11 protein-coding genes and 3 pseudogenes are annotated in these 12438 nt (G+C 49.1%); 4 read left to right on the top strand and 10 right to left on the bottom strand.

The genetic code is table 11. The features are described from left to right. Positions 1-35: 35 nt before the first annotated feature. A complete protein-coding gene (locus LZ463_RS02140; RefSeq protein ID WP_241453378.1) occupies positions 36-2234 on the bottom strand; it encodes an OsmC domain/YcaO domain-containing protein in 2199 nt (732 codons plus the stop codon). 111 nt (positions 2235-2345) lie between these two features. Further along, positions 2346-2777 (bottom strand): annotated as a pseudogene (locus LZ463_RS02145) (VOC family protein); the annotation flags it as partial. Between LZ463_RS02145 and LZ463_RS02150 the strand changes: the two are divergent. The 3 genes and pseudogenes from LZ463_RS02150 to LZ463_RS02160 form a co-directional block, all read left to right on the top strand. Continuing rightward, the gene (locus LZ463_RS02150) at positions 2761-3168 is read left to right on the top strand and encodes a hypothetical protein (RefSeq protein WP_241453381.1); all 408 of its coding nucleotides are present in this window, start codon (positions 2761-2763) and stop codon (positions 3166-3168) included. The pseudogene LZ463_RS02145 and the gene LZ463_RS02150 sit on opposite strands and share 17 nt — an antisense overlap. A 327-nt stretch (positions 3169-3495) precedes the next feature. Next, positions 3496-5130 carry a patatin-like phospholipase family protein gene (locus LZ463_RS02155; RefSeq protein ID WP_241453385.1) on the top strand — a complete coding sequence of 545 codons (1635 nt, stop codon included), beginning with the start codon at positions 3496-3498 and terminating at the stop codon, positions 5128-5130. A 300-nt stretch (positions 5131-5430) separates the two neighbouring features. Then, positions 5431-5574 (top strand): annotated as a pseudogene (locus LZ463_RS02160) (IS3 family transposase); the annotation flags it as partial. Between the two features lie 126 nt (positions 5575-5700). Here LZ463_RS02160 and LZ463_RS02165 read toward each other — a convergent pair. From LZ463_RS02165 to LZ463_RS02180, 4 genes and pseudogenes are all read right to left on the bottom strand, one after another. Next, positions 5701-6042: a YciI family protein gene (locus tag LZ463_RS02165; RefSeq protein ID WP_241453387.1), complete on the bottom strand. Its 342-nt coding sequence runs from the start codon at positions 6040-6042 to the stop codon at positions 5701-5703. Between the two features lie 191 nt (positions 6043-6233). Next, complete coding sequence (locus tag LZ463_RS02170) at positions 6234-6827, bottom strand: hypothetical protein (protein ID WP_241453389.1); 594 nt, start codon at positions 6825-6827, stop codon at positions 6234-6236. A 286-nt stretch (positions 6828-7113) separates the two neighbouring features. Beyond that, positions 7114-7439: pseudogene (locus LZ463_RS02175) on the bottom strand (glutamine--fructose-6-phosphate transaminase (isomerizing)); the annotation flags it as partial. A gap of 55 nt (positions 7440-7494) precedes the next feature. After that, complete coding sequence (locus tag LZ463_RS02180) at positions 7495-7836, bottom strand: YciI family protein (RefSeq protein ID WP_241453391.1); 342 nt, start codon at positions 7834-7836, stop codon at positions 7495-7497. Positions 7837-8146: 310 nt separating this feature from the next. Between LZ463_RS02180 and LZ463_RS02185 the strand changes: the two genes are divergently transcribed. Then, positions 8147-8449 carry a hypothetical protein gene (locus tag LZ463_RS02185; RefSeq protein WP_241453392.1) on the top strand — a complete coding sequence of 101 codons (303 nt, stop codon included), beginning with the start codon at positions 8147-8149 and terminating at the stop codon, positions 8447-8449. A gap of 89 nt (positions 8450-8538) precedes the next feature. On the opposite strand, the gene LZ463_RS02190 is transcribed toward LZ463_RS02185, so the two are convergent. The 4 genes from LZ463_RS02190 to LZ463_RS02205 all read right to left on the bottom strand — a co-directional run bounded on the left by LZ463_RS02190 (position 8539) and on the right by LZ463_RS02205 (position 12064). Then, positions 8539-9510, bottom strand: a complete 972-nt coding sequence (locus LZ463_RS02190; RefSeq protein WP_241453394.1) for an alpha/beta fold hydrolase — start codon at positions 9508-9510, stop codon at positions 8539-8541. Positions 9511-9546: 36 nt separating this feature from the next. Beyond that, positions 9547-10251 carry an SDR family oxidoreductase gene (locus LZ463_RS02195; protein ID WP_241453396.1) on the bottom strand — a complete coding sequence of 235 codons (705 nt, stop codon included), beginning with the start codon at positions 10249-10251 and terminating at the stop codon, positions 9547-9549. 91 nt (positions 10252-10342) lie between these two features. Further along, complete coding sequence (locus LZ463_RS02200) at positions 10343-11344, bottom strand: NADP-dependent oxidoreductase (RefSeq protein ID WP_241453398.1); 1002 nt, start codon at positions 11342-11344, stop codon at positions 10343-10345. Between the two features lie 102 nt (positions 11345-11446). Continuing rightward, positions 11447-12064, bottom strand: a complete 618-nt coding sequence (locus LZ463_RS02205; protein ID WP_241453400.1) for a TetR/AcrR family transcriptional regulator — start codon at positions 12062-12064, stop codon at positions 11447-11449. Positions 12065-12438: the final 374 nt, after the last annotated feature.

Here is a 12438-nt window from a genome sequence, read left to right on the forward strand (position 1 = left end):
CTTCCCCTTGAAGGGGAAGGAATTTAAACATCAACTTAACTGGCCACAGCCTTACTCCGCGCCACATGCAATTTCCTGTAACTGTCAATCAGACGTGCATGCCTGTCCAGCCCTTCCAGTTTCATGCTCGTCGGCGTCAGGCCATAGAAACGCACGCTGCCATCAACTGAGCCCAGCACCGCATCCATACGCTCATTGCCAAACATGCGGCGGAAGTTGACGACATAATCATCAAGCTCCAGCTCATCATCCAGCGTCACTTCCAGCACCACATTCAGGGCCTGATAAAACAGGCCGCGGTCAACCGTATTGTCGTTGTACTGCAAGAAGGTTTCGACCAGCTCTTTGGCTTCTTCAAACTGCTGCAAGGCGAGATTGATGAGCAGCTTCAACTCCACAACCGTGAGCTGGCCCCAAACCGTATTCTCATCAAACTCTATGCCGATCAGGGTAGCGATGTCGCTGTATTCGTCCAGCTCATTGTTCTCAAGGCGATCAAGCAAGTCTTCCAGTTGCTCATCATTGAGCTTATGCAGATTCAGGATATCTTCGCGGAACAGCAAGGCCTTGTTGGTGTTGTCCCAGATCAAATCCTCAACGGGATACACTTCAGAATAACCGGGCACCAGAATACGGCAGGCAGTTGCCCCCAGGTGATCATACACGGCCATATAGACTTCGCTACCCATTTCCCTGAGTATGCCAAACAGGGTCGCGGCTTCATCAGCGTTAGAGTTTTCACCCTGACCAGAAAAATCCCATTCCACAAATTCAAAATCCGATTTGGCACTGAAAAAGCGCCATGACACTACACCGCTGGAATCGATGAAATGCTCAACAAAATTATTTGGCTCAGTCACCGCATTGCTGACAAAGGTAGGCTGAGGCAGATCATTGAGGCCTTCAAAACTGCGGCCTTGCAGCAATTCTGTCAGGCTGCGCTCCAGCGCCACCTCAAAGCTAGGGTGCGCACCGAAGGAGGCAAACACACCACCTGTGCGCGGGTTCATCAGCGTCACGCACATGACCGGGTACATACCACCGAGCGAAGCATCCTTCACCAGCACGGGGAAGCCCTGCTCTTCCAGCCCCTGTATGCCAGCCACAATGCCAGGATATTTCGCCAATACCTCTTGCGGCACATCCGGCAAGGCCGTCTCCCCTTCCAGAATTTGACGTTTGACGGCACGCTCAAAGATTTCAGACAGACACTGCACCTGCGCTTCCGCCAGGGTATTACCGGCACTCATGCCATTGCTGGCGAACAGGTTTTCTATCAGGTTGGAGGGGAAGTAAACGACCTTGCCGTCTGACTGCCGCACATAAGGCAGCGAACAGATACCACGCTCTGCATTGCCGGAATTGGTATCGATCAGGTGCGAGCCGCGCAGCTCACCATCAGGGTCATAAACTTCCAGGCAATATTCATCGAGTATCTCCTTAGGCAGCGCATCTTTCTTGCCAGGCTTGAACCAGCGCTCTTCCGGGTAATGCACAAAGGCTGCATTGGCAATATCCTCGCCCCAGAACGAACCCGCATAAAAATGGTTACAACTCAGACGTTCGATATACTCCCCCAGGGCAGAAGCCAGCGCGCTCTCTTTAGTCGCGCCCTTGCCATTGGTAAAACACATGGGCGAATGCGCGTCGCGTATATGCAGCGACCACACATTAGGGATGATGTTGCGCCACGAAGCAATCTCTATCTTGATACCCAGCCCCGCCAGCAAGCCAGACATATTGGCAATGGTCTGCTCCAGCGGCAAATCCTTGCCCAGGATGTAGGTTGCCGCATCGGCAGAAGGATTCAATGTCAGCAAAGCCTGCGCATCGGCATCGAGGTTTTCAACCTCTTCAATCACAAACTCCGGCCCCGCCTGCACCACTTTTTTGACCGTGCAACGGTCAATCGAGCGCAAGATACCTTCACGGTCCCGGGCAGAAATATCCGCAGGCAACTCCACCTGTATCTTGAAAATCTGCGCGTAACGGTTTTCAGGATCAACAATATTATTCTGCGACAGCCGGATATTCTCAGTAGGGATATTGCGCGTATTGCAATACAGCTTCACAAAATAGGCCGCGCACAAGGCCGACGAAGCCAAAAAGTAATCAAAAGGACCAGGCGCAGAACCATCCCCCTTATAACGGATAGGCTGATCCGCTATCACCGTAAAATCATCGAACTTGGCCTCAAGACGAAGCTTGTCGAGAAAGTTAACCTTAATTTCCATGGGGGAGTTCCAAAATAATGTTCAAAATCGTGTAGGCGGTATTATCCGTCTTTTCTGGGATGGCGAGGAGGGCTTGTTGATGCACTTATTATCGAGTCTCACTTGCGACCAGCCACACTGTTCAGCAAGCGCAACAATGATACCCTCCGACCCACGGATGTAAGCCAACTTATACGTATCCTCATACTGCATTTCACCAATGATCTCTGCACCGTGCACACGCATGTGTGAAACAACAGCATCGATACTCTCGACAGCGAACATGACACGGCGCAGCCCCAGGGTGTTGACTGGAGAACTCACGGGCCCGAACCTGATTACATCCGGCGTATGAAACTTGTCAAGCTCAATGCCTTGCCCATCAGGTGTCCGCAGCATCACGAGCGTGGCCCGCACATCCTTGAGGTCGATCAGCTTGCCAACCAGCGGACCTTCAACTGTGGTCTCGCCTTCCAATCTGAGACCAAGTTCGATGAAGAAGATTTTGACAACTTCGAGATCATCAACCACGATGAGGATGTTGTCCATGCGTTTAATCGTCATAGCTTTGCTCCCCCATATTCATTACTGGTGCTCATCAGGTCATGTCACTCTTTATTCAACCGTGACGTTTTTTGCCAGGGATCTCGGTTTATCTACGTCCCCCAGTACCATTGATGAAGTAATCAAAAGAACTAGGCGTAGTACCATCACCCTTATACCAGATAGGCTAGTCAGCCACCGTAAAGTCACCGAACTTAGCTTCTGGATAAAGCTTATCGAGAAAGTAGAGCTTAATTTCCATGGTGACTTCCAAAATAGTGTTCAAAGTCATGTAGGCCCTAATATTTGTCTTTTTTTGGTGACAGGAAGATTTGATCTGCAAGCCACTATTAACATGCACTCGGATTTAAAAATGCGATTCGTACAGGATTTAATGGCACAGCAAGTGTGATCAATTTTTAATCCGAAGCTAGCGCAATAATGCGGCGCAAAATTTCCGATGAAATCAAATTTCACAATCACATTCTGGATATGTGTAGCATCCGAGCAAAAATATCATAAGAACAACTTGTCGCCGCATGTTACGGCCACTCATGTTTATAAGGATTGTTGTAAAATTTTCTTGTTAATTAATTATATGTAATGCACAATTAATCATCACCATTGCTAACGCACATCAAGACCAAATTCACGTTTCGTCAGCTTAGTTGCTAATAAAGTCTGGGAAGAATTGAAAAATTATTGTTGAACCTTTTTTTACTCACAAGGACTTTGCCTTATGACAAAAATAAAAATACAACTTGTGCTTCAAGGAGGTGGCGCAAAGATTTTTGCAATAATGGCTGTCTTAGATGCTATTCAAGAACTTGAAAAAAACCCAAAAAACTCAAGGTACATACATGTTACTTCTGTTGCGGGAACTTCGGCAGGAGCTATAGCAGGCGCATTATTTGCGGCTGGAGTGGACTTCAAAACACTTAGATCATCTTTTATAAACGGTGATGGTCAAGCGTTAGTAGAAAATTTTGCAATGCCAATGGGAAAGTTGAGGAAATTAAGCAAATTGCTATCGCTAGTGGGTAGACGAGCCCCGCTCTTCTCGCAAGAGCCACTACGTCAATATCTAGATAATCATTTAAGGGCACAGGGCATAATAAAGTTCTCTGACTTCTCAGGAAATAAACCGAAAGTATATGTAGTAGCTACGGATCTGACATATCGAAAACCACATTTTTTTCTTGATGATGATCAAGTAGTTCCGGCCCTACTCCACTCAGCAGCTATCCCTTTCATTTTTCGTACTTGGTTCTCAAAAAAAGATAAACAAAGTTTATTGCTAGTTGATGGAGGAATTACAGAAAACTTTCCATTTGGGCATGGCTTTTCAAATCACGACTCATATCGCATGGGAATTGCTTTTTCTGACACTAGTTATGAAACACCAACATCTGCAACAGGTTTTACAATGTCCCTCCTTGACGCAGCAATGAGAGCATCGACGAAGAATTCGATGCACGCTATTCCCGAGGAGGATATTTTTGTATTAAATTCGAAAGTTAGAACATTTGAATTTCATCGGCTTGTGGGTGAGAATGGCGTGTTTGGCGTTGAATACGATGCAATCAAAGTGCAAGCCATGGCTTGGATTCAAGATTTCGTTACCCGAAAGCGAAATAAATTGACGTCATGGGACATCTCCCCTTGGGAAGAGAAAAATGGTACTGCTATAAATTTAATGAGTGGACTATATCGCGCGTATAAAGAGCATGAAGAAAAGATTAAATATAGATGCCATTCAATAATTTTTAGAGTGAGGGCTCACAGCTTAAATGAACTCACTCCTTCGCCTGACGAGTTTCATTTTGAGACAACATTCTCGGCTCAAATGGGTCAAATAAGTTGCCTGGGTTTAAGTTTGATAGATTCGTCAAAATTGGGGATGGATAGAGTTAACAGCACCGTCAAAGTATTTTGTCCAAAAAATAAAATTGTTCCAATAGAAATACTTCCAGCTATGGATGAAGAAGGAAGTAAAAATCGGTTGCTTCTCATTTTTTTGAAAAACCCAATAGCAATTGGAAGTGGCGTTTATAAATTGCGCTACAAAGAAATGGCAAATTCTTTTTTCCCAAAAATTATAGACAAAAATGGAATTCCCCAATCAGGTATCGATGAAATGTTAGTGAATCCGAGCCGTGCCGAAGGAAGCATTGGCGAAGTAAAATTCATTCTTGATATTCCCAAAAATGTCGCTCATAGACTTCGGCTAGAACAGAGACAAGATAACATTGGTAGATTTACCACTGATCAAGAAATCCCAGAAAGTGAGATGCTCGGAAACCAATGGATATCAACAGGATGGATTGGGGAAAATGTAAATGGCAAGTATGGCGTTAATATCGTGGCCAGCTAAATAATTTGCATTAGGATAGAATATTACCTAGACTAAGTAAGAGAGCATTGCCAATCGGCAATTTTTCAATAACAGAAAGGAGCAATGTATGAACCTTGAATTCACATTCTAAAGAAAAATGCAATTAATTTTTCCATTAAATTTGTCCAATAAATCAAAGCTAGTAAAAATAAATGCAAGGACATTACCGATTGAAGCGCATATTTTTGTATCTCTACTATGCTTTGGTCGATAGAGAGTACTGTCGATCAAAGCATAGTGGAATATTTAAATTACAATTTCCTCATGGAAATTCAGCGCTATGCAACACGTGCTGACGCACAGGCCGTCATCCAAGAATACATTGAAAGCTTTTATAACCGCCAGCGACGTCACTCACGTCTCAGAAATATGTCGCCGATCTTGTTTGCTGACAATTTTTATCGGCAATCCCAGGCAGCTTAGAACATGAGTGTCCGCTATTGACAGCTCATGTCAGTTTGCACTTGCCTCGTTTTCATGGACAATTTGAGCTTCTTCATTGAAACTCCTAAATTATCTGGCGTTCTGAATTGCTGCCTCCCCCTAGGCTCACGACTCCGAATCAAACCCAAACACCCGAAGCTCCTGCTCACAGCGACAGGCTTTAGCGAGACGTGCAGCCCAGGCGATGGCGTCCTCTCTGGAAGGAAGCTCAAGCACAGTAAATCCACCATTGAGTGGCGGTGCCCATGGGTAGCCGCCCTCGGCGACTGCGCCATTGGCTGACACCAGGGCGGGTGCTACTGTTTCATCAATGCCACCGGCGAACACATAGACGCCTGCTTCCTTAGCCTCGCGTATCACGGCATGCGCGTCGTGCCCTACCGCCTCCATCTCACTGTCGCGGACTTTCATTGCAGCACTGGGGAATGAAATGAGGTACTTTGCCATGATTTGCTTTCTCCAAGAATTTTGCGGTTAGCGATAAAGACCACGTTTGGGGTATGCAGACTGACTACTTTTACTGCAAAATTATTCACTGTATTCAGATAACTGACTACAGTGAATAAAGTTGGTTACCGCAGTATGTCGAGCGAGTTGGCTAAGGTATTGCTCATCTGTACGACAGGAGTGACATACGACTAGCCAGGCGAGAATATACCAAAAATGACGAGTATCCAAATTAGCAGACCCAGGACGATCCATGCGTAATTCGCGACTGTGAAGCGGCTATTGCTTTCGCCATTGGGATCTCCACAGCTAGCATTGATCATTTGCTGTGCACTAAGCAATTGGGCAAGCAATGGCGCAAGAATCAGGATTGACGCGATGTCTGTGTAGGGCGAGCCGATAGAACGATAGCTCAAACGATCAAGCACATTCGACACGATCATAGTCAACACCAGTTTTGTTGCTTGCGATTCGTTATTCCATTCTGACACTGTCGCATTATCGTCGCCATAGGCCTTGACTTCGCGGAACAAGGCATGGGTGAAAAAGATTGCGAATATCCCACGTGGCACCGGCCAGATCGAGCGGTCGTCATCGAATTTGTCCGACATACGGTTCTTGTAGTTGCTCCAATTCTTATAGAACCAATAGACTGAATACATACCAAGCGTCGCTATATACAGTATCGCCAGCTTTTTTCGGGAGACTACGTAAAAGGTGGGAGCGACAATCACGACTTCATCGCTTCTCTGGCTTTCGGCCATCGGCTGGCTATTATTGATCATTGAGGAATTCCAATTCTGCTTTCAGTCTGGTCTGAACAAGCGTTCAGCGCATTAAGATTTTAACATTTTGCAAATATGCTGTCCGGCAAGACAATCCCACCAGCACTGCAAAATGTCCGGGTGCCCGGTTCAGAGCATATTCTGAGCGTTTGCTCCTGACCGAAATGCTGATTGTAAGTGCTCACACTACATGAGTTTTCCAGATGCGACCAGCCGACCGCTTGCAGCTCACTAGAGCAAACTTCCGGGCAACTTTTTTCACTCTAGTCACCGACTCACGCTGGCATTATTCAAACGTTAGGCTTTTTGCCTGGTTACGTGGCTTGTCAACATCCGTCCCGCGCGCCAATGCTGTGTGGTAGGCCAGCAATTGCAGTGGCACTACGTGCAGTATGCGTGATAGTTGGCCGTAGTGTTCTGGCAGGCGGATGACGTGTACGCCTTCGCTGGAGGTGACGCGAGAGTCGGCGTCGGCGAAGACGTAGAGTTCGCCAACGCGGACGCGGATTTTCTGCATGTTGGATTCGAGTTTCTCTATCAGAGTGCCTTTGGGGGTGACGGTGGCGATAGGCATTTCCTTGGTGACTAGAGCCAGGGGCCGTGTTTGAGTTCACTGTTCCAAAGCCAACATTTCATGCGTTAGCGAAATCCACGGCACACTCCTGCCTCAAGACTCTGGATCAAACCCAAACACCCTAAGCTCCTGCTCACAGCGACACGCCTTGGCAATACGTGCAGCCCAGGCGATGGCGTCCTCTCTGGTAGGAAGCTCAAGTACCGTAAAGCCGCCATTGAGTGGAGGCGCCCACGGGTAGCCGCCCTCAATGACTGCACCATTGGCTGACACCAGGACTGGAGCTACTGTTTCATCAATGCCACCGGCGAACACATAGACGCCTGCTGCCTTTGCCTCGCGTATCACGGCATGGGCGTCGCGCCCCACTGCCTCCATCTCATTGTCGGGCACCTTCATTGCAGCGCTGGGGAATGAAATGAGATACTTTGCCATGATCTGTTTCTCTAGGAATTTTGCGGTGAATGAGAAATTGATTTGAAACAATACAGTTGGTCGTTACCCTAGATATCCGGTTCTTGATTCTACAGACATCTGTGCTCCCGGCAAAGTTGGTCGGCATGATCCAACTCAAGTTGTAAGCCAGAGCCCAGAAAATTTCCATCGCGCAAATACGGTGCAAAAGCGAGTAAGCGCCGGGAGCATTCCAAATCCCCCAGTAACTTCAATGAATTGATGCATCCGCAATGCGAGCTGACGGCACCCTTCATCGCACTTTAAGGTAAAAACTCCACAAAGGAGTTTTATGTCAAACAAACAAATTCAATGGCTCATGAAAGCGTTGCAACCTGAAAAGACGCTGGGCTCCTTGCCCGGGATTGCGACACTCACCGAGGGCATTCTCGCTATGCTCATCGACATTGATCCCGAGCTTTACTGGTCAGCGCTCAAAGTGATCCACATGGACAGCGCCGATGTCCGAGGATGCCCCGGTAATCAGGGCAATTTTTGGGGGGAGTCTGAGTTTGTCATTGTTCGCTTTCTAGCTACATTGAGCGATCAGGACTTACGCAAAACCGCCCTAGCTGCGTTGCAGCTCCTCTCCTAGGAGCCGCGTACTAAAGTACTGTCTTCGTCGCCGCGCCTTGCTAGGACAATTTTGCGTAAGTCCTATTAAATTGGGGGGGCGTATCTGACTTACTGGGCCAGGAACGCAAGCGTGCTTTGCACGAAATCTGCATGAAACTGGAATATGCCGCCATGACCCGCATCGGGATAAATGATCAAGCGACTGTGTGGAAGCCGCCTGGCCAAGTCATGGGTATTGACTGTTGGCACCATCCGGTCATGGTCTCCATTCACAACAAGTACAGGCTGTTTGACCACAGACAGGTCAGCAGGCTGCTTCTGGCCCCACGCGTTCAGTGCTTGCAACTGTGCGACGTAGGCGCCCACGCTGATTTCTTTATCGCGGTCATTAGAACGCTCATTCAATCGCGCCAAAAACGCTTTGCCTGCTTCGATGCCGTTCTGCGTGCGAGTGAAGAACAGGTATTGCTTCGGGTCCTGTCCCGTCAGCAGACCACGGAGAATATCGTAGTTGGCGACGCCAGCGACCGTGCTGATGCCTTCTCCACCGGCTGGGCCCGTGCCCGCAAGAATTATCTTACGAATAAGCTGCGGCTCCTTCAGCACTACTTCCTGAGCGATCATGCCACCCATGGAAAACCCCAGAAGGTCAACCTGTGTGAACCCTTTCGCTTTGATGAAAGTGATGGCGTCGTCGGCCATTTTTTCGATGGAATTTGATGGTGACCCGCTTGAGGCGCCGACACCACGGTTGTCGAAGGCGATGACATGGTGCTTCGCAGCAATGCCGTCCATGATGCGGGGGTCCCAGTTGTCCAGCACGGCAGCTAAATGGACAAGGAACACGACGGGTGTTCCGCCATGTTGTTCTCCCATCTCCCGATACGCAAAGCTGACGTCACCGGCCTTGATGGTTTGTGTCGCGACATTCTTCCATGACGTCTGTATTGCCTGCTTCACCCCGGCGGGCTTTGGGTCAGTTGCGTCAGCTGCATCAGCAGACGCCGTAAGGGGGGCTATAGCCATTGCAAGCGCCACCAGAGCGGCCTTCAAAATAAGTTGTATTGCATCCGTCTTCATGGTCCGGCTCCGATAGTTGCTTAGTTGCTTAGTTGCTTAGTTAGTTTGGGGCAGGTAGACGGGACGAGGTGCCCCCAGCCCTTGCCGTATCTGCTGGGTTAGCGCATCGGCCAACACCTCATCCTCGCCAGCCTCCAGCCCGTCAAGTGCGCGCTGGACAATCTCCTCTGCGCTGCTCTTCTGCACGTCGAAACCACGTGTGAGGTCTGTGTCTACATAGGCCATGTGCAAGCCCAATACCTGGGTCTTTTGCGCCGCCAGCTCGTTGCGCAGTGCGTTGGTCAGCGACCATGCGGCCGATTTGCTTGCCGAGTAGGCTGCCAGCTCGCCACCGTTGACCCACGTTGCCACCGACAGCACGTTGAGCAATGCACCACCGCCATTGGCTTTGAGTACAGGTGCAAAGGCCTTACTCACATTCAGCACGCCAAAGACATTGGTCTCAAAAATGCGCCGCGCGACTGCTTCACTGTCCTCTGCCAAAAAACCGCCTGGTTGCGCAATACCTGCGTTATTGATGACCAAGGTCACATCCGAAGCGTCTTTGACGGCCGCAGCAATCTCTTCAGGTTTGGTAACGTCGAGTTGCAGGGCCTTAACTCCCGGTAAGGTCACGGATTCGGGATTGCGTGCGGCGGCGTAAACTTTGCGCGCACCTCGGGCAAGCAAGGCTTGTGCAAAGGCAAGACCGATTCCGCGGTTAGCGCCAGTGATAAGAACAACAGAATTTTCGATTTTCATGGGGAGACTCCTTGGGTTAAATGAATACTTAATATGACGATTATCATAAAAATGGACGTGCCTTTGCCATCGCCATAGCAACGGCGACGTTCTAGCGAACCTTGATCACAACCTTGCCTTTGGCTCGTCCATTTTTGACGTAAGCCAAAGCCTCGTTGGTGGATTCAAACGGAAATACCTTGTCAACCACCGGACGTATCACGCCCGATTCGATGAGCGACGTGATTTGCTGCAGTTGGCTTCCATTGGCTCTCATGAAAAGGAATGAAAAATCAACATGAAGACGCTTCGCTTTTCTTCGGGTGCCAAAGCTCAGAGCACGTATCACCTGTTTTACAAACCACGGAGCCTTGATTTCTTCAGCAAACGCGAGATCGGCTGGTCCAGAGATAGAGATGAGTTTTCCACCAGGCTTTAGCACATTCAGCGACTTCTCCAGTGTCTCGCCATCCTGACTGTTCAGGACGAGGTCGTAGCCACTCAAGACTTTTTCAAAATCGTCTTTTTTATAGTCAATGACGATGTCGGCTCCCAGGCTTTTCACCCAGGCCACATTGCTTGTGCTGGTCGTGGTGGCCACGGTTGCGCCCAGATGTTTTGCCAGCTGAATGGCAAATGTGCCCACACCACCAGAGCCCGCCTGGATGAAGACCTTCTGCCCCTTCTGCAGATTGCCTTTCGCAACCAGTGCCTGCCAAACTGTCAAAGCCACGAGGGGAATGGAGGCGGCTTCTTCCATGGTGATGTTCTTGGGCTTGAGCGCGACAGAGCTTTCCTTGACGGGGACGAACTCTGCGAAGGTGCCTATCCGAAAGTCGTCAGGCCTGGAGTACACCTCATCGCCCACTTTGAATTGCCTTACACGTGGCCCAATCTTAGCCACTACCCCGGCGACATCGTGACCAAGGATGAAAGGCGTGCGGTAAGGCAAGATAAGCTTGAATTCACCATCCCGGACCTTGGAGTCCAGCAGATTCACCCCCGCAGCATGCACCTGGATCAGGACCTCGTCGTCACGCAGTTCAGGGATTGGCATATCTGCCTGCTTCAATGCGTTTTTTTTCCCATAATGCTCAACAATGAATGCTTGCATGGCTTTTCCTTTTCTCAAAAAGTGGCGGGGATGAAATGAGTAATGTGGTCGACTCGACAGTTTCGTATGATGATCATAATATTTTTAGGTAAAAAAATTTCTTCAATCCCTGGTCTTTGCTTTGGCAGGAGCCAGGCTCTTCAATGTAGCGTTGCACCACACATTTGACAATGCCGCGTCATCAACAGCGCGTGCCATCACCAATGTGCCAACCATGGTGGCTACCGTCACCAGCGCGCGTTCATGGGCACTGGGTTGCCCCCAGTCAGGGAGTTGGCGAGCGACGAGATCAACCATCTCTTTTATGCGGCGCGTGGCTGCAGCGCGTACTTCGGGCGATTGGCGCGGCATTTCAGAGCCAAGTGCTGAGTTGGGGCAGCCTGTTTCAATGCCCTCCAAATGCTCTTTGGAAAGGTAAACCTGCATGAGCGCCTGCAACGCCTGATCGGGCGGAACCGAGCCAATAATACGCTCAGCCAAAGCGTTGGACTCCGCACCCGCACGGTCTGCGGCCTCAGCCAACATGGCTTCGCGGGATGCGAAGTGGGCATAGAAAGCACCATGCGTCAGCCCGGCTTCTTTCATAATGTCGGCAACGCCCGTGCCGTCGTAGCCACTTCTGCGGATTGCACGCGAAGCCGCCTGAACGATTCGTTCATGAGATGCTTCTTTTGCATCGGATCGGGTTCTGGTCTTTTCTTTTCGCATGATGATCATCATATGATATTTTTTTCGAGTTGGCAAATTTTCTTTTGATGGGGTGTCATGGCTCTTCGCTGGTTCAGAGTGCGCTGGTCGCCGTGCCGGCGCTATTCAGAGTCTGTTGAGCAAGTCGACCTTGTGTTGAATGACGTTCTGAAAATACTACTCATGAGGTTACCTCTTGGCGCTTGCGCGCTGGTTTGATAAAGATTCGCACCTCTATCAAACCGGGTAGGCTTGGTGATGATTTACTTGAATGGATGCTTGAAGCGCACACGAATACCCTGCCAATGAACACCTTGGGAATATCGTAGATTTGCTGATCGAAACCTAGCCATATTTCTCGGCTAAGGATGAAATTTATCTACTAACGACGTGGATGGTGAGCTGCG

The sequence above is a fragment of the Undibacterium paludis genome, assembly GCF_022568815.1.
Classification (GTDB): domain Bacteria; phylum Pseudomonadota; class Gammaproteobacteria; order Burkholderiales; family Burkholderiaceae_D; genus Undibacterium.

What these genes read in the sequence shown, in the direction of transcription:
- LZ463_RS02150 (WP_241453381.1), top strand. Translation starts at nt 2,761, where the DNA reads ATGCGTTTAATCGTCATAGCTTTGCTCCCCCATATTCATTACTGGTGC.
- LZ463_RS02180 (WP_241453391.1), bottom strand. Translation starts at nt 7,836, where the DNA reads ATGGCAAAGTATCTCATTTCATTCCCCAGCGCTGCAATGAAGGTGCCC.
- LZ463_RS02195 (WP_241453396.1), bottom strand. Translation starts at nt 10,251, where the DNA reads ATGAAAATCGAAAATTCTGTTGTTCTTATCACTGGCGCTAACCGCGGA.
- LZ463_RS02165 (WP_241453387.1), bottom strand. Translation starts at nt 6,042, where the DNA reads ATGGCAAAGTACCTCATTTCATTCCCCAGTGCTGCAATGAAAGTCCGC.
- LZ463_RS02190 (WP_241453394.1), bottom strand. Translation starts at nt 9,510, where the DNA reads ATGAAGACGGATGCAATACAACTTATTTTGAAGGCCGCTCTGGTGGCG.
- LZ463_RS02200 (WP_241453398.1), bottom strand. Translation starts at nt 11,344, where the DNA reads ATGCAAGCATTCATTGTTGAGCATTATGGGAAAAAAAACGCATTGAAG.
- LZ463_RS02185 (WP_241453392.1), top strand. Translation starts at nt 8,147, where the DNA reads ATGTCAAACAAACAAATTCAATGGCTCATGAAAGCGTTGCAACCTGAA.
- LZ463_RS02140 (WP_241453378.1), bottom strand. Translation starts at nt 2,234, where the DNA reads ATGGAAATTAAGGTTAACTTTCTCGACAAGCTTCGTCTTGAGGCCAAG.
- LZ463_RS02155 (WP_241453385.1), top strand. Translation starts at nt 3,496, where the DNA reads ATGACAAAAATAAAAATACAACTTGTGCTTCAAGGAGGTGGCGCAAAG.
- LZ463_RS02205 (WP_241453400.1), bottom strand. Translation starts at nt 12,064, where the DNA reads ATGATGATCATCATGCGAAAAGAAAAGACCAGAACCCGATCCGATGCA.
- LZ463_RS02170 (WP_241453389.1), bottom strand. Translation starts at nt 6,827, where the DNA reads ATGATCAATAATAGCCAGCCGATGGCCGAAAGCCAGAGAAGCGATGAA.